This is a genomic window from Agathobaculum massiliense, assembly GCF_900291975.1.
Taxonomy (GTDB): domain Bacteria; phylum Bacillota; class Clostridia; order Oscillospirales; family Butyricicoccaceae; genus Agathobaculum; species Agathobaculum ammoniilyticum.
Window position 1 is genome coordinate 2,027,401 of sequence record NZ_OMPN01000001.1, and the last position, 18,776, is coordinate 2,046,176.

The 18,776-nt window shown below is 60.7% G+C and carries 17 protein-coding genes and 1 other RNA gene; 9 read left to right on the forward strand and 9 right to left on the reverse strand.

Annotation, left to right across the window (positions count from 1 at the left end; translation table 11 throughout):
- Genes DBQ51_RS10375 through speD form a run of 4 tightly spaced genes read right to left on the reverse strand, consistent with a single transcriptional unit; the run spans position 1 to position 4,429 of the window.
- Positions 1–1,260, reverse strand: a complete 1,260-nt coding sequence (locus DBQ51_RS10375) for a saccharopine dehydrogenase family protein (protein ID WP_054327446.1) — start codon at positions 1,258–1,260, stop codon at positions 1–3.
- 23 nt (positions 1,261–1,283) lie between these two features.
- Positions 1,284–2,141 carry a polyamine aminopropyltransferase gene (gene speE / locus DBQ51_RS10380; RefSeq protein ID WP_107631516.1) on the reverse strand — a complete coding sequence of 286 codons (858 nt, stop codon included), beginning with the start codon at positions 2,139–2,141 and terminating at the stop codon, positions 1,284–1,286.
- A 12-nt stretch (positions 2,142–2,153) separates the two neighbouring features.
- A complete protein-coding gene (locus DBQ51_RS10385; RefSeq protein ID WP_107631517.1) occupies positions 2,154–3,617 on the reverse strand; it encodes an aminotransferase class I/II-fold pyridoxal phosphate-dependent enzyme in 1,464 nt (487 codons plus the stop codon).
- A gap of 47 nt (positions 3,618–3,664) precedes the next feature.
- Complete coding sequence (gene speD / locus DBQ51_RS10390; RefSeq protein ID WP_054327448.1) at positions 3,665–4,429, reverse strand: adenosylmethionine decarboxylase; 765 nt, start codon at positions 4,427–4,429, stop codon at positions 3,665–3,667.
- Positions 4,430–4,955: 526 nt separating this feature from the next.
- Here speD and DBQ51_RS10395 point away from each other — a divergent pair.
- From DBQ51_RS10395 to DBQ51_RS10405, 3 genes are all read left to right on the forward strand, one after another.
- Positions 4,956–5,639, forward strand: coding sequence for a peptidoglycan recognition protein family protein (locus tag DBQ51_RS10395; RefSeq protein WP_159068152.1), 684 nt, complete (start codon positions 4,956–4,958; stop codon positions 5,637–5,639).
- 138 nt (positions 5,640–5,777) lie between these two features.
- On the forward strand, positions 5,778–6,797 hold the full coding sequence (aroF, locus tag DBQ51_RS10400) for a 3-deoxy-7-phosphoheptulonate synthase (RefSeq protein ID WP_107631519.1): 1,020 nt from the start codon (positions 5,778–5,780) through the stop codon (positions 6,795–6,797).
- Complete coding sequence (locus DBQ51_RS10405; protein ID WP_054327451.1) at positions 6,794–7,132, forward strand: hypothetical protein; 339 nt, start codon at positions 6,794–6,796, stop codon at positions 7,130–7,132. The genes aroF and DBQ51_RS10405 overlap by 4 nt, the downstream gene beginning before the upstream one ends.
- A gap of 43 nt (positions 7,133–7,175) precedes the next feature.
- Here the strand turns inward: DBQ51_RS10405 and DBQ51_RS10410 are convergent, their stop codons facing one another.
- From DBQ51_RS10410 to DBQ51_RS10420, 4 genes are all read right to left on the reverse strand, one after another.
- Positions 7,176–8,297, reverse strand: coding sequence for a DUF362 domain-containing protein (locus DBQ51_RS10410; protein ID WP_107631520.1), 1,122 nt, complete (start codon positions 8,295–8,297; stop codon positions 7,176–7,178).
- A gap of 134 nt (positions 8,298–8,431) precedes the next feature.
- Complete coding sequence (locus DBQ51_RS16600; protein ID WP_159068153.1) at positions 8,432–8,608, reverse strand: hypothetical protein; 177 nt, start codon at positions 8,606–8,608, stop codon at positions 8,432–8,434.
- 72 nt (positions 8,609–8,680) lie between these two features.
- The gene (gene pdaA / locus DBQ51_RS10415) at positions 8,681–9,514 is read right to left on the reverse strand and encodes a delta-lactam-biosynthetic de-N-acetylase (RefSeq protein ID WP_054327452.1); all 834 of its coding nucleotides are present in this window, start codon (positions 9,512–9,514) and stop codon (positions 8,681–8,683) included.
- A gap of 44 nt (positions 9,515–9,558) precedes the next feature.
- Positions 9,559–10,458 carry a DMT family transporter gene (locus DBQ51_RS10420; protein ID WP_159068154.1) on the reverse strand — a complete coding sequence of 300 codons (900 nt, stop codon included), beginning with the start codon at positions 10,456–10,458 and terminating at the stop codon, positions 9,559–9,561.
- 106 nt (positions 10,459–10,564) lie between these two features.
- On the opposite strand from DBQ51_RS10420, the gene DBQ51_RS10425 reads away from it, so the two are divergent.
- The gene (locus DBQ51_RS10425; RefSeq protein ID WP_159068155.1) at positions 10,565–12,394 is read left to right on the forward strand and encodes a copper amine oxidase N-terminal domain-containing protein; all 1,830 of its coding nucleotides are present in this window, start codon (positions 10,565–10,567) and stop codon (positions 12,392–12,394) included.
- A gap of 38 nt (positions 12,395–12,432) precedes the next feature.
- Here the strand turns inward: DBQ51_RS10425 and DBQ51_RS10430 are convergent, their stop codons facing one another.
- Positions 12,433–12,765, reverse strand: coding sequence for a hypothetical protein (locus tag DBQ51_RS10430; protein WP_107631523.1), 333 nt, complete (start codon positions 12,763–12,765; stop codon positions 12,433–12,435).
- A 207-nt stretch (positions 12,766–12,972) separates the two neighbouring features.
- Here DBQ51_RS10430 and DBQ51_RS10435 point away from each other — a divergent pair, with 207 nt between their 5' ends.
- From DBQ51_RS10435 to recR, 5 genes are all read left to right on the forward strand, one after another.
- Positions 12,973–15,441, forward strand: a complete 2,469-nt coding sequence (locus DBQ51_RS10435; RefSeq protein WP_159068156.1) for a transglycosylase domain-containing protein — start codon at positions 12,973–12,975, stop codon at positions 15,439–15,441.
- 59 nt (positions 15,442–15,500) lie between these two features.
- An RNA gene (ffs, locus tag DBQ51_RS10440) (signal recognition particle sRNA large type) lies at positions 15,501–15,766 on the forward strand.
- A 308-nt stretch (positions 15,767–16,074) separates the two neighbouring features.
- Positions 16,075–17,700, forward strand: a complete 1,626-nt coding sequence (dnaX, locus tag DBQ51_RS10445; protein ID WP_107631525.1) for a DNA polymerase III subunit gamma/tau — start codon at positions 16,075–16,077, stop codon at positions 17,698–17,700.
- A 14-nt stretch (positions 17,701–17,714) separates the two neighbouring features.
- Positions 17,715–18,065, forward strand: coding sequence for a YbaB/EbfC family nucleoid-associated protein (locus DBQ51_RS10450; RefSeq protein WP_054327458.1), 351 nt, complete (start codon positions 17,715–17,717; stop codon positions 18,063–18,065).
- On the forward strand, positions 18,065–18,664 hold the full coding sequence (recR, locus tag DBQ51_RS10455) for a recombination mediator RecR (RefSeq protein ID WP_107631526.1): 600 nt from the start codon (positions 18,065–18,067) through the stop codon (positions 18,662–18,664). Before DBQ51_RS10450 ends, recR begins: the two co-directional genes overlap by 1 nt.
- Positions 18,665–18,776: the final 112 nt, after the last annotated feature.

The window sequence follows — 18,776 nt, forward strand, 5'->3', positions numbered from 1 at the left end:
TCAGTCCACCAAAACGGGGTTGCCGTTTACCTGCCACGGCAGGCCCCACTTGTTCAGGGCCTCCATATACGGGTCGGGGTCAAACTCCTCGACCGTGTATACGCCGGGCTTGGACCACTTGCCGGTCATCAGCATGGCCGCGCCGATCATGGCCGGCACGCCGGTGGTGTAGCTGATGGCCTGCGAGCCGACCTCGCGGTAGCAGGCCTCGTGGTCGCACACGTTATAGATATAGGCGGTCTTTTCCTTGCCGTCCTTCTTGCCGGTGAAGATGCAGCCGATGTTGGTCTTGCCCTTGGTGCGCGGGCCGAGGGTCGCAGGGTCGGGCAGCAGCGCCTTGAGGAACTGGATCGGCACGATCTGATGCCCCTCGAACTCGATCGGTGTGGTGGACAGCATGCCGACGTTCTCCAGGCACTTCATGTGGGTCAGGTAGGACTGGCCGAAGGTCATGAAAAAGCGGATGCGCTTGACATTCGGGATGTTTTTGGCCAGCGACTCGATTTCCTCATGGTGGAGCAGGTACATGTCCTTGCGGCCGACCTGGTCGAAGTCGTACTCGCGCTTGATGGACATGGCGGGGATTTCGACCCAGTGGCCGTCCTCCCAGTAGGAGCCGGGCGCGGAAACCTCGCGCAGGTTGATCTCGGGATTGAAGTTGGTGGCGAACGGGTAGCCGTGGTCGCCGCCGTTGCAGTCCAGAATGTCAATGGTGTCGATCTGGTCGAACAGGTGCTTCTGAGCATAGGCGCAGTAGGCCTGCGTCACGCCCGGGTCGAAGCCCGAGCCTAACAGCGCGGTCAGGCCGGCCTTTTCGAACTTCTCCTTGTACGCCCACTGCCAGGAGTAGTCGAAATAGGCGGTGAAGCCCGCCTCCCTGCAGCGCTTCTCGTAGATCGCGCGCCACGCGGGATCGTCGGTGTCCTCCGGCTCGTAGTTGGCGGTGTCCATATAGTTGACGCCGCACTTGAGGCACGCGTCCATGATGGTCAAATCCTGATAGGGCAGGGCAATGTTCATCACGATGTCCGGCTTGTATTCGTCGATCAGCGCGCACAGCTCGTCCACGTTGTCCGCGTCCACCTTGGCGGTGCGGATTTTGGTGGGGGTGCGCCCCTCAAGCTGTTCCTTGATCGCGTCGCACTTGGATTTGGTGCGCGAGGCGATCATGATTTCTTCAAAAACGTCGCTGTTCTGGCAGCATTTGTGGATGACCACGCCGGCCACGCCGCCGCAGCCGATGATAAGGGCTTTTCCCATGGTGTTGTCCTCCTTGTGAGTCGTTATTCTTCTACTTTTTCCAAAAGCCGTTGCACATAATTGGGCAGGTAGAACGCGCCCTTGTGCAGGTTGGTGTTGTAATAGCGGGTTTCGATGCCGCGGGCGTTCCAGTCGTCCGCCTTGAGGTCGCGCACCGGATGAACCCCGCGCGAGGAAAACCCAAACAGCCAGTGGCCGGAGGGGTAGGTGGGGATGTGCGCCTGGAAAAGGCGCGACAGCTCGAACGAATGCACAATGTTGCGGTGCGCGCGCTGGCAGGCGAGCGCGTCGCCCTTGTAGAACGGGCTTTCGTGCTGGTTGACCAGCACGCCGTGCGCCCTGAGCGCCTTGTAGCAGTTGCCGTAGAACTCCATCGTAAACAGGCCCTCGCCCGGGCCGAAAGGGTCGGTCGAGTCGATGATGATGAGGTCGTACTCGTCCTCGATGCGGCGGATGTACTTCAGCCCGTCCTGATAGAGGATGTGTACGCGCGGATCGTCCAGACTGCACGCCACGGTCGGCAGGTATTCCCTGCACACCGCGACCACGCGCTCGTCGATCTCGACCAGGTCGATATGCTCGATGTGTGGATATCGGCACAGCTCACGCACGCAGCCGCCGTCGCCCCCGCCGATGACGAGCACCTTTCTGACCGTCTCGCCCAGCACGGCAAGCGGGACATGCACCATCATCTCGTGGTAGATGAATTCGTCGCGCTCGGTCAGCATCATATAGCCGTCGAGCGTCAAAAAACGGCCGAACTCCTCGCATTCGAACACGTCGATGCGCTGGAAGTCGCTCTGCTCGGTGTAAAGCTGCCGGTCGACCTGGATTGCCAGACCGACGGTCGGCGCGTGCATTTCGGTAAAGGTCAATTGCATAACACAGACTCCTTAATTGGCTGCGGGGCTGATAATACCGCGGATGACCTGCAGGCTGTCCACATTCGGGTCCTCGGTGCCGAGCAGCATACAGTTTTTCTCCTTGGCGTAGCGGATGTAGTCGAGGATCTCGCGGGTGATGCGCTCGCCCGGGGCGAGGATGGGAATGCCCGGCGGGTAGCACATGACGAACTCCGCGCAGATGCGGCCGACGCTTTCCGCCAGCGGGACGCCCTGCTTTTCCGCATAGAAAGCCTCCTGCGGCGCGGCCACCACCTGCGGGGAGATGTACTCCTGCCGCATGAGCGTGGCCTTGTCGCGCTTGTAGCGGCGGCGGATGTCGGACAGAGCGGCCACAAAGCGCTCGAGGTCGCGCTCGCGGTCGCCGACCGAAACATAGGCCAGCAGGTTGCCAAGGTCGCCGAATTCGGTCTGGATGTCGTAAAAGTCGCGCAGGATATCATATACTTCAATGCCGGCAAGCCCCACGTCCAGCGTGTTGACCGCGAGCTTGGTCACATCGAAATCGAAAACCGTGTCGCCGTTGATCAGCTCGCGGCCGTAGGCGTAGTAGTCGCCGATCTGATTGATCTCATCGCGGGCGTACTCGGTCAGGCGGGTGACCTTGCGGAAGATATCCTTTCCGTACAGCGCCAGGTTCTTGCGCGAGATATCCAGGCTGACCATCAGCAGGTAGGAACCCGAGGTGGTCTGCGTCAGGTTGATGATCTGGCGCACATATTCCGCGTTCACCGACGGGCCGCACAGCAGGAAGCTCGACTGTGTCAGCGAGCCGCCCGACTTGTGCATGGAAACCGAGGCGAGGTCCGCGCCCGCGGCCATCGCGGAGACGGGCATGTCCTCGCCAAAGTAGAAATGCGTGCCGTGCGCCTCATCCGCGAGCACCTTCATGCCCCTGGCGTGCGCCAGACGGACGATCTCACGGATATCCGAGCAGATACCGTAGTAGGTGGGGTTGTTGACCAGCACCGCCTTGGCGGAGGGGTGCTTTTCGATCGCGGCCGCGACGTCCGCGACCGACATGCCCAGCGAGATGCCCAGCCGCTCGTTGGTCTGCGGGTTGACGTACACCGGCACCGCGCCGGTAAGCACGAGCGCGTTGATGACCGAACGGTGGACGTTGCGGGGCAGGATGATCTCGTCCCCGCGCCCCACGACCGAAAGGATCATCGACTGCACGCTCGAGGTCGTGCCGCCGACCATCAGGAACGCATGAGCCGCGCCGAAAGCCTCGGCGGCCAGCTCCTCCGCCTCACGGATGACGCTGACCGGATGGCACAGGTTGTCCAGCGGCTTCATGGAGTTGACGTCCACGGTCATGCACTGTTCCCCGAGGAATTTTGTCAGCTCGGGATTGCCGCGTCCGCGTTTATGCCCGGGGACATCAAACGGGACGATACGCATATCCTTAAAATGTTCGAGCGCCTCCTTGATGGGCGCGCGGGACTGGTCCATAGCTTTGCCTTCTTTCACATACGGAAGCGCGGAAAGCCTCCGGTACGTCAGTAGATGTTTTTGCCGCTAAAGATCTCGATCATCTCGCGGCGCAGGTCGGAATGGATTTTGAGCCGCGTCTTGGGCGGCAGCTCGTAGATATCGGTGTTGAACAGGTAGTTCTGCAGGTCAACCTCCTTGAGCAGCATGCGGGTGTGGAACAGGTTGGCCTGGTACACGTTCACATCGTAAGCGTCGTACAGGTCGAGTGTGTGCGGGTCGATGAAATCCTGGATCGAGGTCATCTGGTGGTCCATGAACAGCTTTTTCCCCTCGATATCGCGGGTAAAGCCACGTACGCGGTAGTCCATGGTGATGATATCCGAATCGAACGAGTCGATCAGGTAATCGAGCGTGGACAACGGCGTGATCTCGCCGCAGGTCGCCACGTCGATATCCACGCGGAACGTGGCAAGGCAGGTGTCCGGATGGTATTCCGGATAGGTATGCACGGTGACATGGCTTTTGTCCAGATGCGCCACGATGGTATCCGGCTCGGGCGCGGGCTTCATATGCTCCTCCGCGATCAGGAAGGTGACGGAGGCGCCCTGCGGGTCGTAATCCTGTTTGGAGATATGCAGCACATGCGCGCCGATCATCTCGGTCACGCGCTCCAGAATGCCGGTCAGCCGCTCGGAGTTGTACTGCTGGTCGATGTAGGCGATATAGTCGCGCTGCTCGCGCTCGGTTTTGGCATAGCATACGTCGTAAATGTTGAACGACAGCGCCTTGGTCAGGTTGTTGAACCCGTACAGTTTCAGCTTGTTTTGCATACCGGTAATCCTCACAATTAAAAAATCCTCAAGCGAGGTGTCCGCGCGCGGCCATCTCAGCTTGAGGAATGCAATCTCTCTTCCGTTCGGGCAAATGCCCGCAACGGCTCTGTCTGTGGAAGAGGAAAGAGTCTATATAGCAAGAATTTACTTTTACTACTCTTATTGATTGTTTCACAAGTGTGATGCGCCCACGGCACACGGCTTTTAAGCAGCCAACTTATAAAATTCAATAAGGCAACAAAGTTGCCATGTTCGGCATTTGACCCGGCTGTCCGTATGGCCTTGGCTCCCCTTTGGGAGAAAGGGGGCGGTCAAAGAATTCTGCTGGTAAAGGCTTTGCCTCTCCGAGTAAATATAATTATATCGCACGAAACGCCGGAATGCAAGTTTTTCTTACAGGAATTCCGCGGGGGAAAGCGAGGTTTTTTATGGGAATAAAAAGTTTACATCCATGCCTTTGAAAAAGCTGTCGAAACGTAGTACAATAGAACCACTGGAACGAGGGATAGGGAGAGCGGACGGATTGAAGATTGCAGGGTTTTACAGTGGGAAAAAAGGGAAAAAGCGGCCGAACCGCCGGCCGCTGCTGCTGGCGGTGCTGCTGCTGGCGTCGTTTGCCGCCGGTATGCTGACGCATCGGGCGATCAGCCGGCCGCCGCAGCCGGACGCGGGGCTCAGCTATATTGAGGACATACCGGTCTATACGGACTTCCTGCCGGAGGGGAGCCGCGCGCGGCCCGGGGAAAAACGCGAGATCAAATACCTCGTCATCCACGAAACGGATAATTTTTCCGCGGGCGCGACCGCTGCCGCGCATAACTCATTCATCCACCAGAACGCCGACGCGCAGGAAAATATCGTTTCCTGGCATTACACCGTGGACGACCACGAAATATACCATCACCTGCCGGACGACGAAACCGCGTACCATGCGGGCGACCAGATGAAAAGGAACGGCGGCAACAAAAACGGCGTCGGGATCGAAATGTGCGTCAACGAGGACGGCAACTATGAGCAGACGTTAATCAACACCGAAAAACTGTGCGCGCGCCTGCTGCTCGAATACGGTCTGGGTCCGAAGGCGCTGCGCAAGCATGAGGACTTTTCCGGAAAAGTCTGTCCGGCCCGTTTGATTGAAGACGGACGCTGGGAGGAATTCTGCACGGCGGTGGAACAGCGCTATGAGGAGCTGAAAGCCGCGCGGTAAAGGTTAGCATTTTACAACCTCGTGCAAAACCCGACCAAAGAAACAGGGCGATTTGTAGTAAATCGCCCTTTCTTTTTGGGCATTTTGGTGGTATACTGCAAAGGCTTATAATTTTAACTGATAAAGGAGTGAACCAAAATGATCGTTATACTCAAGCAGAATAGCGATAAGGAACGTGTAGACCGTTTGATGCAGCATTTTAAGGATATGGGGCTTACGATCCACTATTCTCAGGGCGAGAACACCACGATCTTTGGCCTGGTCGGCGACACCACCAAACTGGACGAAGGGGACATCATGGCCTATGACGTGGTCGAGCGCGTGCAGCGTGTGACCGAGCCGTTCAAGGCCGTCAACCGCAAATTCCACCATGAGGATACGGTCATTGAGGTTGCGGGGCGCAGGATCGGCGCGGGATACTTCAACGTGATGGCGGGACCCTGCTCGGTCGAGAGCGAGGCGCAGATCGTGGAGGTGGCCGAAGCGGTCAAGCGGGCGGGCGCGTCCTTCCTGCGTGGCGGCGCGTTCAAGCCGCGCACCTCGCCGTACTCCTTCCAGGGGCTTGAGGACGAGGGCCTGAAGCTCCTTTTGGAGGCCAAGCGCCAGACCGGCCTGCCGGTTGTAACCGAGATCATGAGCGAAAAGCACCTCGACCTGTTCGCGGATGTGGACATCATCCAGCTCGGCGCACGCAATATGCAGAATTTCATGTTGCTCAAGGAGCTGGGCCGGTCGGATAAGCCTATCCTGCTCAAGCGCGGCCTGTCCGCGACGATGGAGGAATTCCTGATGGCGGCGGAGTACATCTTCGCGGGCGGCAACACCAACGTCATCCTGTGCGAGCGCGGCATCCGCACGTTTGAAAAGATGATCCGCAACAATCTGGACATCTCCGCGGTGCCGCTGGTCAAGATATTCAGCCACCTGCCGGTGATCGTCGACCCGTCGCACGCCGCGGGCCGCCGCGATATGGTACAGCCGCTCTCGCGCGCCGCAATCGCCGCCGGCGCGGATGGCCTGATTATCGAGGCGCATAACGACCCAAAAAACGCGCTGTGCGACGGGGCGCAGTCGCTCGACCTGCCGCAGTTCGACGCGGTCATGCAGGACATCAGATGCCGCGCCGCGTTCGAAGGGCGGGAGATGATGCCGCAGTGAAGGACTTTGTGCGGTTCGGTGTCATTTTAAACCGAATGGCAAGCATGACGGGCTGGGTGCTGTGTCTGGCGTTGCTCCGCGACCCGCGGGAGCGGTCGGCCGTCGGCTTCGTACTGCTGCTCGGCTGGACGTTTTTACAGACCATTGGGGTGCTCGGGTTTGCGGCGCGCTGGCTACTCGGCCGCCTGGACGAAAGCGAGGAAAAAGTGTGGGGTACGGCAGATAAGCTGCGTGCGCATCTGGGTGAGCGCAAAGCCAAAGGCGTATACGCCGCGATATACGCTGCCATGCTGGCGGTAAAGCTCGCGCTGCCCGTCGGATTGAATCAAATATGAAAAAAGCGAGGCGGATGCCTCGCTTTTTGCTTGATGTTTGCGTTTAGATTTTGATGAGTTCATATTCCCGCGTGCCGAGGACGAGCTTCTCGCCATGCTCGAGCGCGGACTGCCAGTTCGTATCCGGATGGGCGGCGTGGAAGTGGTCGTGCGCGTCGTCAATATGGTGCCGCTCGTGCGCGTCGCGGAGCAGGCTGTCCGGATTGACCGGCGCGGCGTTGACCGCGTCCACGCAGGCCTGGTCGAGCGCGATCGGGTCAAAGGACGCAAACATGCCGACATTCGGCACGATCGGCACGTCGTTCTCCGCGTGGCAGTCGCAGTTGGGCGACACGTCGATAACAAGCGAGATATGGAAGCAGGGGCGCCCGTCCACGACCGCCTTGGTGTACTCCGCGATCTTGCGGTTCAGGACGATGTTGGATTCATCATAGCCGCAGCCGATCGCGTCGGTCGGGCAGACGCCGATGCAGCGGCCGCAGCCCACGCATTTGTCATGATCGATATGCGCCTTTTTATCCGTGATGGTAATAGCGTCGTGCGCGCAGATGCGCGTACACATGCCGCAGCCCACGCAGGGGGACGGATCGACCTGCGGCTTGCCCGCGTTGTGCTGCTCCATTTTGCCCGCGCGTGAGCCGCAGCCCATGCCGATGTTCTTCAGACAGCCGCCGAAGCCCGAAGACTCGTGGCCCTTGAAGTGGGTCAGCGAAATAAATACGTCAGCGTCCATAATGGCCTGTCCGATCTTGGCTTCCTTGACGTATTCTCCGCCCTCGACCGGCACATACGCCTCGTCCGTGCCTTTCAGCCCGTCCGCAATGATGACGTGGCAGCCGGTCGTGAACGGGCTGAAGCCGTTGAGGTAAGCGGAGTCCAGATGGTCGAGCGCGTTCTTGCGCCCGCCGACGTACAGGGTGTTGCAGTCGGTCAGGAACGGCTTGCCGCCGCGCTCACGGACAAAATCCGCGACGGTTTTGGCCCAGTTCGGCCGGAGATAGGCGAGGTTGCCCGGCTCGCCGAAATGGATCTTGATGGCGGTGAATTTCTTGTCGAAATCAATGGTTCCCATGCCCGCGGTTTTGAGCAGGCGGGTCAGCTTTTGCTGAAGGTTTTCGGTCAGCGTGGCGCGGAAGTCCGCGAAATAGACCTTGGCCTTTTCCATGATGGAATCATCCTTTCTTGTCTTACTTGCCCATGATGATAGTATAGCACAAAAAGGGGGGCAAAACAAGCGGATGGGGCGCATAGAGGGGAGAATATGGCAGAAAAAGGCGCGCGGCGCGCGCCTTTTTCTGCCTACCGCCCGCCCGAATGCTCCAGACAGCTTTTGAGCAGGGCTGTGACAACATGGTTCCAGCTCGTATTATTTTGAATGGCGATTTGTTCAATCTGGTTCGCAAGGGATTTTTCGATGTAAATGGTTTTATAAATTGATTCTGGGCGGGACGGTAAAGGAGGGATAATAACTTTCAAAGCACTCACCTCAGTCAAGTATAACGCAAAATTGTTGGAGAAGTGCTTTTTGTGTCAAAATGACACCAAAAATCAGGTTAAGTCGGCCAGGCTCCCGAACGTGTACCCCTCGCCCTCCCATTTGGTGAGCAGCTCGTCAAGGATGCGCGCATTCGTCTCGCTCGTCGAGTGCAGCAGGACGATCGCGCCGTTGTGGATGCGCGGCAGCAGCTTAGAGAACGCCTGTTCGTCGGTCGGCTGGTTGTCGGTATACCAGTCAACATAGGCCAGCGACCAGAACACAGTCGTATAGCCCAGCTCCTGCGCCTGCCTGAGGTTCTCCTCGCTGAATTTGCCCTGCGGGGGACGGTAGAACCGCTGCATCGGCTGGCCGGTCAGGGCGGTGAACTTTTCCTCAAGGCCGGTGATCTCCGCCTGGAATGAATCCATATCTGCAATCTTTGACATATCGGGATGGTGCAGCGTGTGGTTGCCCACGATATGCCCCTCGTCCACCATGCGCTTTACCAGATCGGGCGCGGTGTCGATAAAATTGCCCACCACGAAAAAGCACGCCGGCGCGTTGTGCTTCTTCAGCGCGTCCAGAATGGCGGGCGTGTTGCCGTTTTCGTAGCCCGCGTCAAAGGTCAGGTAGATCGTCTTTTGGGAGGTGTCGCCCACATAGTAGGCGTCCCACTGGCGGAGCGTATCCGCGGATACGTTACCGACGGGCGGCTGCCCCTCGGTTTGGAACGACAGACCCCAGTCGCTGACCGACGCGGGAACCGCGGCCTCGGTTTCAGCGTTTGCCTGCGCGGCGGGCGCATCGGCCTGTGGCAGCAGGAAGAACAGCACGGCAAGCGTAACGCATACGCCGGCCGCCGCGCCGATGCGGCAAAGCGTGTCGCGGGTAATGGTAATGAACATAAATAAACGCCCCCTCGGTGTAAAGTATGCCGGGGGGACGCGGCTTATTCCGAATTCTGCGGCCGGAGGCGGCGCACAAAGGCGAACTGCGTTTCGCCCGCGAGAATGCCGGTAAAAATGAGCAGGAAGCCCGTCAGCATGCGGCCAGTGACCGTTTCGCCGTAAAAGACAACCGAGCAGGCCACACCGAACACGGATTCGAGCGAAAGCAGCAGGGAGGCCTGCGGGGGATCGACATGCTGCTGGCCATAGGCCTGCAGGGACAGGCAGAGCGCCGAAGCGGTCAGGCCGAGGACGACCAGGCTCGCCCACGCGCCTGCGGTCGGCGGCGCATAGGGGGCGGCGCCGGTCAGTGCGCACACGCCCCAGCACATCAGCGCCGCCGCGCCGAGCTGGCCGATGGTCAGCGGCACAGGCTCGCAGCCCTGCTCCACCATATAGCCGACGGAAAGGATGTTGAGCGCGAACGCCGCCGCGCTGAGCAGGGTGGCGAAGTCCCCGGGCGAGATGGTCATGGCCTCGGTGACCGAAAGCAGTCCGATGCCGAGGATGCACAGGCCGGCGGCGGCGAACTGCCAGCCGGTCGGCCGGCGGCGCAGCGCGGCCCAGCCGAGGAACGGCACCAGCACGCAGTAAGCCGCGGTCAGGAAAGCGGACTTGCCGGGCGAGGTGTCCCAGTGCAGGCCAAGGGTCTGCAGCAGATAGGCAGCGGTCTGCGTCGCGCCGGTGATAAGGGAGGCGGCCAGATATCTGCGGCCGCGCAGCACGCCCAGCCGCCCGCGGAACAGCAGCGCGAGCGCCGCCGCGCCTACCGTGAACCGCACGGCCATGAGCAGGGCGGGCGGGAAGACGGCGGCGGCTTCCTTCATAACGAAAAACGTGCTGCCCCAGATGAACGCGGTGAGCAGCAGCGCGGATTTTGCTTTGGCCTGTGTGGAGTGCATGGGCATATCGCCTACTTTCGATCGTGAAAAATGGATAAAACGGAAATGGACGCTGCATCGGTTTTGGGGTACAATAAAAATAATAAAAACGCAAGGGGGCTTTCTTTTGAAACGGATCAGGCATTTGCTGAGGCGGCTGCTTGCCGCGGGCTTGGCGGCGGTGCTGTGCGGCGCGCTGCCCGCGGCGCTGGCGGCGGACGGGGAGCCGCCGCTGTATGAGGTTTACGGCTATGCGTCGCCCGAGGAATTCATGGAGCTGTTTTTGGGCGGGGATGAGGGGCTGACCTATGATATGGTCAGCAGCAAATATGCGCTTTATATCCAGGCGCTCGAAGCGGACGAAAGCCTGGCCTGCAATTATTACGGCACGGATTCGGTCGGGGAAGCGGCGGAAGAGTGGGGGACGACGCGGGAAGCGCTGATCGCGGAGTTGGCGGCGTACCTGGCGATCGAGGACGTGTCCGCCATGGAGACGGACGGCGTCTGGGATCCGGACGGGCTGGACGCACTGGTTGCGTTCGGCCTGGTGCCGCGCACGCCACCGGCGGTGAGCGTGCAGTTGAACGGGAAAGCGATCGTGTTCCCAGATGCGCAGCCCGAGAGCCGGAACGACCGGACCATGGTGCCGTTCCGCGCGATTGCGGAGACATTGGGCGCGGCGGTCGGCTATGCGGACGGCGCCGTAACAGCCGAGCTGGCGGGGCGGACGTATGCTTTCGCGGCCGGCAGAGATACGCTGGCGATTTCGGATGCGGAGAGCGGCGCGGTGCTGGAGACGGTCGCGCTCGATGCCGTGCCGTACGAGAAGGAGGGCCGTACCTACGTTCCGGTGCGCTTTTTCGCGGAGGCGTTCGGCCTGACCGTCCGGTGGGACGAGTATGAGCAGGTCGCGGTGCTGTACGACAGGGACGCGCTGCTCGACGCGCTGAACGCGGATTTCTCCATTGTCAACCAGTGGATCGCGGCCCAGCCGGAAATCGATCCGGAGCAGGCGCTGCGCACGGCGGCGGCCATCGAGGTGGCCTATACGGCGTTCAACTCGATCGATGGGGACGAGCATTACCCCATGGAGGGTACGCTGGAGGTCATCAGCCAGGGCGGGAGCGTGCAGCTTGACCTGCGGCTCGACCTGTACGCGCTGGCGGCGCTGTATGCGCAGGAAAGCGGCTGGCTGCTCGGCATGGGTATGGAGGATTTGGCGGAGAAATACCGGACGGAGCTGGAAAACGCCCGCTTTGAAATGATCTATAACGCGGATACCGATATGCTGTACCTGCGCTGTCCGCTGTTGTTCGGGCTGCTCGCGGAGGATGCGCCGGAGGGCGCTGCTGCCGCCGCGGACACGGATAAATGGTTCAGCGTGAGTGGCCTGGCCGAATCCGGCGGCGTTGGTATGATGGATATGAACCCCGTCGTACTGGTCACCGGCAGCTTCCTGCCCCTGGCTGCGGATGCGGAAACCGCCGGCGAGTATATCGTCAGCCGGACCGAGCAGAATTGCGAAACATGGGGCAACTACAGCGAGCTGTGGTACCGCACACACAGCATGGCGCAGAACTGTGCGCTCAAGGCCGGCGACAGCCTGTTCGCCCGCAGCGGGTCGCGCTACACCGCGCCGGTCGGAAGCGAAGAGGTGTGGGAGGACGGCAGCTACTTCAAGGGCTGGTTCACGCTGGACGTGCAGACCGGCGGGATCACGGGCGAGGGTGAGCGCCGCGAAAGAGACTGGTTCAGCGACATGCTGATAACCTACAGCTATCAGGCGGAGGCCTCGTCCGCACGGGTGGAACAAACAATCCACATCAAGAACCAGGGCATTCTCACGATGGCGGTCGAGATGGAGCAGCAGCCCCATGACAGTTCGCCTGCGGCGCAGCCGCCGCAGGAAGAGGAGGTCGTCGACTTCGAACAGTGGGTCGAGGGTCTGTGGGACTGAAGAAAACAGGAAAAGCGGGCGCGTATGCGTCCGCTTTTTTACGAGCTGTAGTCCTCCAGCAGTTTGGCGAGCGCTTCGGCATCCGGCAGGACGACGCCGGCCCCGAGCGCCTCACGGTCGGCCTGCGGCAGCGAACGGGTGTCGATCTCCGTATAGAAGACCGTTTCGCCGCCGCGGGACACGGCGAGCGTCCCGCCCGCATCGTAGGCGACATAAGGCTCGAGCGGCGCGTTTGCCGCAACCGCAGACGGGGCAAAATAGGCGCGCGCGGCAAAAAAAGCGCAGGCCAGCGCGAGGATACAGGCCGCCAGGGCGATGCGCCTTTGGCGGCGCGCCCGCTGCAGGGCGAGCATGTAAAAACCTTGCATCATAGAAAAAACATCCTTTGAAAAAGGGATTTGCTTTGAGTATTCCCGTAAATTTGTAAAATATTCGGGAACGAATGTAAAATTTGTTTGGAATTTGGCGCGCGGTGTGGTATAATACCACCGTATGCTGGGAACAAATCGGACGCCGCCAGCGTCCGACTGGAAAAGACCCTGCGGCGCCCGTCGCCGCCGGGTAAGGAGGAAACCGAATTGTCGACTGGCAAAAGAAAAGGATACGGCGTTGGGTATTTCATATCCCGCGTGCTGCTGACGCTGCTGCTGATCGGCGTGCTCTGCGCCAGCTTCTGCGGCATTGCGTTCGCATATTATGTGCACGCTTATATCAACCCCTCCGCGCAGGAAACGGCAAAGGGAATCAGCCAGGGCCTGGGCCTTGACCTGAATTCTTTCATTTACAACTATGATCCGGAAACCGGCGCGGAACAGCTTTACGAAACAATCAAGGGTACGGAAAACCGCATCTGGGTTGACAGCGAGGAGATTCCGGAGGACCTGAAAAACGCTGCGGTCGCGATCGAGGACGAGCGCTTTTACAAGCACCACGGCGTAGACTGGAGGCGTACGCTGGGCGCGGTCAGGGGCTGGCTGCTCGGCGGCGACCAGTACGGCGGCTCGACCATCACCCAGCAGCTCATAAAGAACGTGACGGAGGACAAGGATTACTCGGTCAAACGTAAGGTCAACGAGATATTCCGTGCGCTGGCGCTGGAAAAGGAGATCGACGACAAGGACCGCATCCTGACTATGTACCTGAACACGATCTACCTCGGCCACACCTGCTATGGCGTAAAAACCGCGGCCACGACCTATTTCGGCAAGGATGTCTCGCAGCTCGACCTCGCGGAATGCGCGGCTCTGGTCGGCCTGACGAACAACCCCTCCATTTACGATCCCTATAACCATCCGGATCGTGTGAAGGAGCGCCAGGAGGCGACGCTCGGCAAGATGCTGGAGCTGGGCATGATTACCCAGGAGGAGCATGACGCGGCCGTTGCGAAAGAACTGGTGTACCGCCCCTATGAGAAATACCAGGAGGAGATCGGCGACCCGTACACCTACTTTACCGACGCGGTCATCCAGGACGTTAAAAAGGACCTGATGGAGCAGAAAGGCTACTCCGAGCAGGTCGCAAGCAATATGATCAACTCCGGCGGCCTCAAGATCTATGCTACGATCGACACCAATGTCCAGAATATCCTGGATACGGTCTGGGCGGACGATTCGGTGTTCCCCAATACGGAGAAGTATGGTGAACGGCCGCAGAGCGCTATGGTCATTACGGACAAGCAGGGCAATATCAAGGGCATTGCAGGCGGCCGCGGGGAAAAGAATGGCAAGTTGGATTTCTCCTACGCGACCGACGCGCACCGCCAGCCCGGCTCGTCTTTCAAGCCGCTGTCCACCTATGGCCCGGCCATGGACAAGGGCATCATCGTACCCACCTCCACCGTGTATGACAAGGCGCTCCGCATGGGCGACGACGGGCGCCCTTGGCCGATGAACGACGGCAAAATGCCGACCGGCAAGGCGATGTCTATCAAAAGCGGTATCACCAGCTCGGTCAATACGATTGCCGTGCAGGTGATGAACATGCTCACGCCGCAGGCGTCCTATGATTTCCTGACGCAGCGCTTGGGCTTTGAAGATTCCCTGGTCGGCACCCGCACCAATGCGGATGGCACCGTGCAGTCCGATATCGACCTTGCGCCGCTGGCTCTCGGCGGCCTGACCGACGGCGTGACCGTGCGCGAAATGGCGGGCGGCTTCTCGACCTTTATCAACGACGGTGTGTTCGCCGGCACGCGGACCTATACCAAGGTGCTCGATTCCGAGGGCAACGTGGTGCTGGAGAACAACCCAGGCACCGAGCTTGGCTTTGAGAACGTGCGCACCGCGTATTATATGCTGGACTGCATGCAGGCGGTTACCGCATACGGCACCGCCTCGGGGACGACGATTTCGGGCGTGGAGACCGCGGGCAAAACGGGTACCACGACCTCGAATACGGATATCTGGTTCTGCGGTGTGACGCCTGAATATTCCGCCGCGGTCTGGGTTGGCTACGAGCATAACTACACGCTTGACGGGCTGTACGGCCGCACGGCGGCGGGCATCTGGAAAACGGTCATGACCCGTGTGCATGAGGGCGATTCCGGCTTGGTCTTTGATTCGCACCCGCAGGATTTCGAGACCGCCTCCTACTGCATGGACAGCGGGCTTGCCCCGTCCGGCGCGTGCCGCGCGGCGGGCCGTGTGGCGACCGGACGCTTCTGGAAAGGACAGACGCCAACCGAGCTTTGCCCGCACCAGGGCTTCAAGACCTATGATTACGGCAAGACGACCGGCATCGAGGTTGAGGAGGAAGAGGAAGAAAAGCCGGAGGAGCAAAAGCCGGAGGACCAGCCGACCAATCCGTCGGTTGATCCGGAAACCGGACTGCCGGTAACGCCGACCGACCCGGAGGGCGGCGGTACGAATTCGGGCGGCACGACCGATCCGGGCGGCAGCACGAACCCGGGCGGCACAACCGATCCCGATGGTACGACCGACCCGGGCGGGACAACCGACCCCGGCGGTACGACGGACCCGGGCGGCACGACCGATCCGGACACATCAACCGAGCCGGAAACGCCGCCGCCGGACGATCCGGAGGCATAAAACGCGGCCGGCCGGTGTAAACTAACAATCGAATACCTTTTGTTCAGCGCCGCACAAGGCCGCACACATCGGGGCGTTAGCGGTGCTCTGTACCCGCAATCCGCTACAGCGGGGATGATGCGGGCAAGGAGGGACGGGCTTTCGGCAAGGTGGTCGCCCACAGAGTGATGAGAGACCGGTACTGCGCAACGGAGGACTGTGAACCATGTCAGGCGGGGAACCGAGCAGCATTAAGCAGAAACCATCGTGTGCCGCAGAGCTGCCGATCTTGAGCTTAAAGTGCGAAGAACGGCCGGGCGTTCGCTTTCGAATTGTCCGCGTGCGGTCTTGTGGGGCGCTGAACGAGAGTGTATGGGACTTCAAAAGTCCCCTATATACGAAAGCAGGTTCCAGCAGAAACCTGCTTTCGATACCCGAACGACGCCGCCCAAGGCGGCTGAGTCGGGGTATCAAAAGTCAGGCGCATGTCCTGACTTTTGATGAAAACCGCGTGGCGGTTTTCTGTGCAAATGGCGCGCATGGCGCGCAGGAGAGACGCTTGGAGGCGGGCTTGCGCCCGCCTCTTTGTGGTGTGTGTGCGGGGCGTTTGCCCACAGGCGCAGCAGAAATTGAGGAAAGGGGTTGCGATAGGACGTGTATCAGGCATTATACCGCAAGTGGCGGCCGCAGACATTCGCGGACGTAATTGGGCAGCAGCATATCACGGATACGCTCCGCGCGCAGTTCCAGTCCGGACGGCTGAGCCATGCCTACCTGTTTACCGGTACGCGAGGCACGGGCAAGACGACCTGCGCAAAAATCCTTGCCCGGGCGGTCAACTGCGAAAATCCGGTCAACGGCGACCCGTGCAACGAATGCGCGGCCTGCCGGGGGATATTGGACGGGTCCGTACTGGATGTGACCGAGATCGACGCGGCCTCCAACAACGGCGTGGACAATATCCGCGACCTGCGTGACGAGACGCGCTACACGCCCGCGCAGGTAAAAAAGCGGGTGTTCATCATCGACGAGGTGCATATGCTCTCGATCGGCGCGTTCAACGCGCTGCTCAAAACCCTGGAGGAACCGCCCGAGCATGTGCTGTTCATTCTGGCGACCACAGAGCTGCATAAGGTACCCGCAACCATCCTGTCGCGCTGCCAGCGGTTTGATTTCCGACGCATCGGTGCGGAGGATATTGCGCGCCGCCTGCTCGATGTGGCGGGGGGCGAGGGCATCGGGCTGACCGAGGGGGCCGCGCGCCTGATCGCGCGCCTGGCCGACGGTGCGATGCGCGATGCGCTGTCCATGCTGGACCGCGCGGCCGCGGCGGGCGCGGTGGATGAACAAACGGTCACCGCAGCACTGGGCGTGATGGGGCAGGATGACAGCCTGCGGCTGGCCGGCAGCCTGAAAGCGGGCGATCTGGCCGCGGCAGTCGGCCTGTTGGATGAATATTATAACGCGGGCCGCGATTTGGCCTCGGTTTACGACCAAATGCTCGGCCTGATACGGGACGCGCTTCTGGTGAAAACCAGCAAAACTGATGTTTCCGCGCTGATTTCCCCCGCCTACAGCGTGCAGACCCTGCAGAAGCTGTGCGACGGACTGGCGGCTTCGACCCTGATCGCGTGGAGCCGTGTGATCGGCGACGCGCTCGACCGGATGCGCAGCGCGGCAAACCGCCGTGTGGAGGCCGAGCTGTGCGCGGTGCGGCTGTGCAGCCTGGACGCGGACAGCTATGATACCTTGGGCGGCCGCGTGGAAGCGCTGGAGGAAAAGCTGAAAAACGGCGTGCCGGTACAGGCCGCGCAGCCGATGCCTGCGGCCGTTCCGGACGCGGGCATCGGCGATGAGCCGCCCCCGCCGGACGACAGCGACGCGCCGGATTGGGCCGGAGGGCAGGAGGATACCCGCGCGCCGGGAAAAAACGAGGCGGCGGCTCCGGCAGCAGCTGACTGGCCGCACTGGCCCGCGCTGCTCGAAGCGTTGACCGGCAAGATCAACACGGGCGCGCATACCAATCTCAAGCTGTCCGCGCGCGGCATCGAGGAGGACGGCGCGCTCGTTATCCTCTGCGAGGATGGGATTACGGCCATGCTCGCCAAGGCGGAGCCGACCATGAAGGTCATCCGCGCGCAGGCGGCGGCGCTTGCCGGCGCGCCAGTTAAGGTTAAGGTGCGGGAGGCAGGGGACGAGCCGGTCCACAAAAAAAATACTGCGGTCGATGAGCTGATTGGCCGCGCGAAAGCGTTTGATATACAAGTGAAAGAGCTTTAAGGAGGACATAACAGATGGCAAAGGGTAAATTTGGCGGTTTTGGCGGCGGCATGAATATGCAGGCCATGATGAAGCAGGCGCAGAAAATGCAGGAAAACATGCTTAAGGCGCAAGAGGAAATCGCCCAGATGGAGACCATCGGCACGGCGGGCGGCGGCATGGTGACCGTGACCGTGACCGGCACGTCGGCGCTGAAAAGCATTGAGATCAAGCCCGACGTGGTTGATCCGGACGATATCGAAATGCTGCAGGACCTGGTGGTGGCGGCGGTGAACGAAGCGCTCAAGGCGGCAACCGAAAAATCCCAGAGCCAGATGTCCGCAGTGACGGGCGGCATGGGCGGTCTGGGCGGCGGCCTGTTCTGATGGACTTTTTCGCGCCGCCGGTCGAAAAGCTGATCGAGGAATTCGCGCGGCTCCCCGGCATTGGACAAAAGACCGCGCAGCGCCTGGCGTTCTATGTGCTCGACCTGCCCAAAGAGGATGCGGAGCGCTTCGCGGATGCGATACGGGATGCCAAGGCAAAAACGTTCACCTGCAAACGCTGCCAGAACCTGACGGACACCGAAACCTGCCCGATCTGCGCCGACCAGGCGCGAGACCAGAAGACCATCTGCGTGGTGACCGACCCGCGCGATGTGATCGCGTTTGAACGGACCAGGGAATATAAAGGGCTGTACCATGTGCTGCACGGCACGCTGTCGCCGATGAACCACATCGGGCCGGACGATATTCGCATTCGCGAACTGGTGCAGCGTGTGGCGGACGAGGAAACCGAGGAGGTCATCCTCGCCACCAATCCGGATACCGAGGGGGAAGCGACCGCAATGTACATTTCCCGCCTGCTGCAGCCGTTCGGTATCAAAATCACCCGCCTGGGCTACGGGATGCCGGTCGGCGGCCATCTGGAACTGGTGGACGAGGTTACGCTGCTCCGCGCGCTGGAGGGTAGGCGGGAGCTGTAACCCGCCGCCTGACGCGGCCGCTGTTCTACACTGTGTTCCTGCCTGCCCGCGTGAAAAGGGGCATAGGCGCGTCCTGTGATGCGCACAGCGCGAAAAAACAGGAACGGCCGGA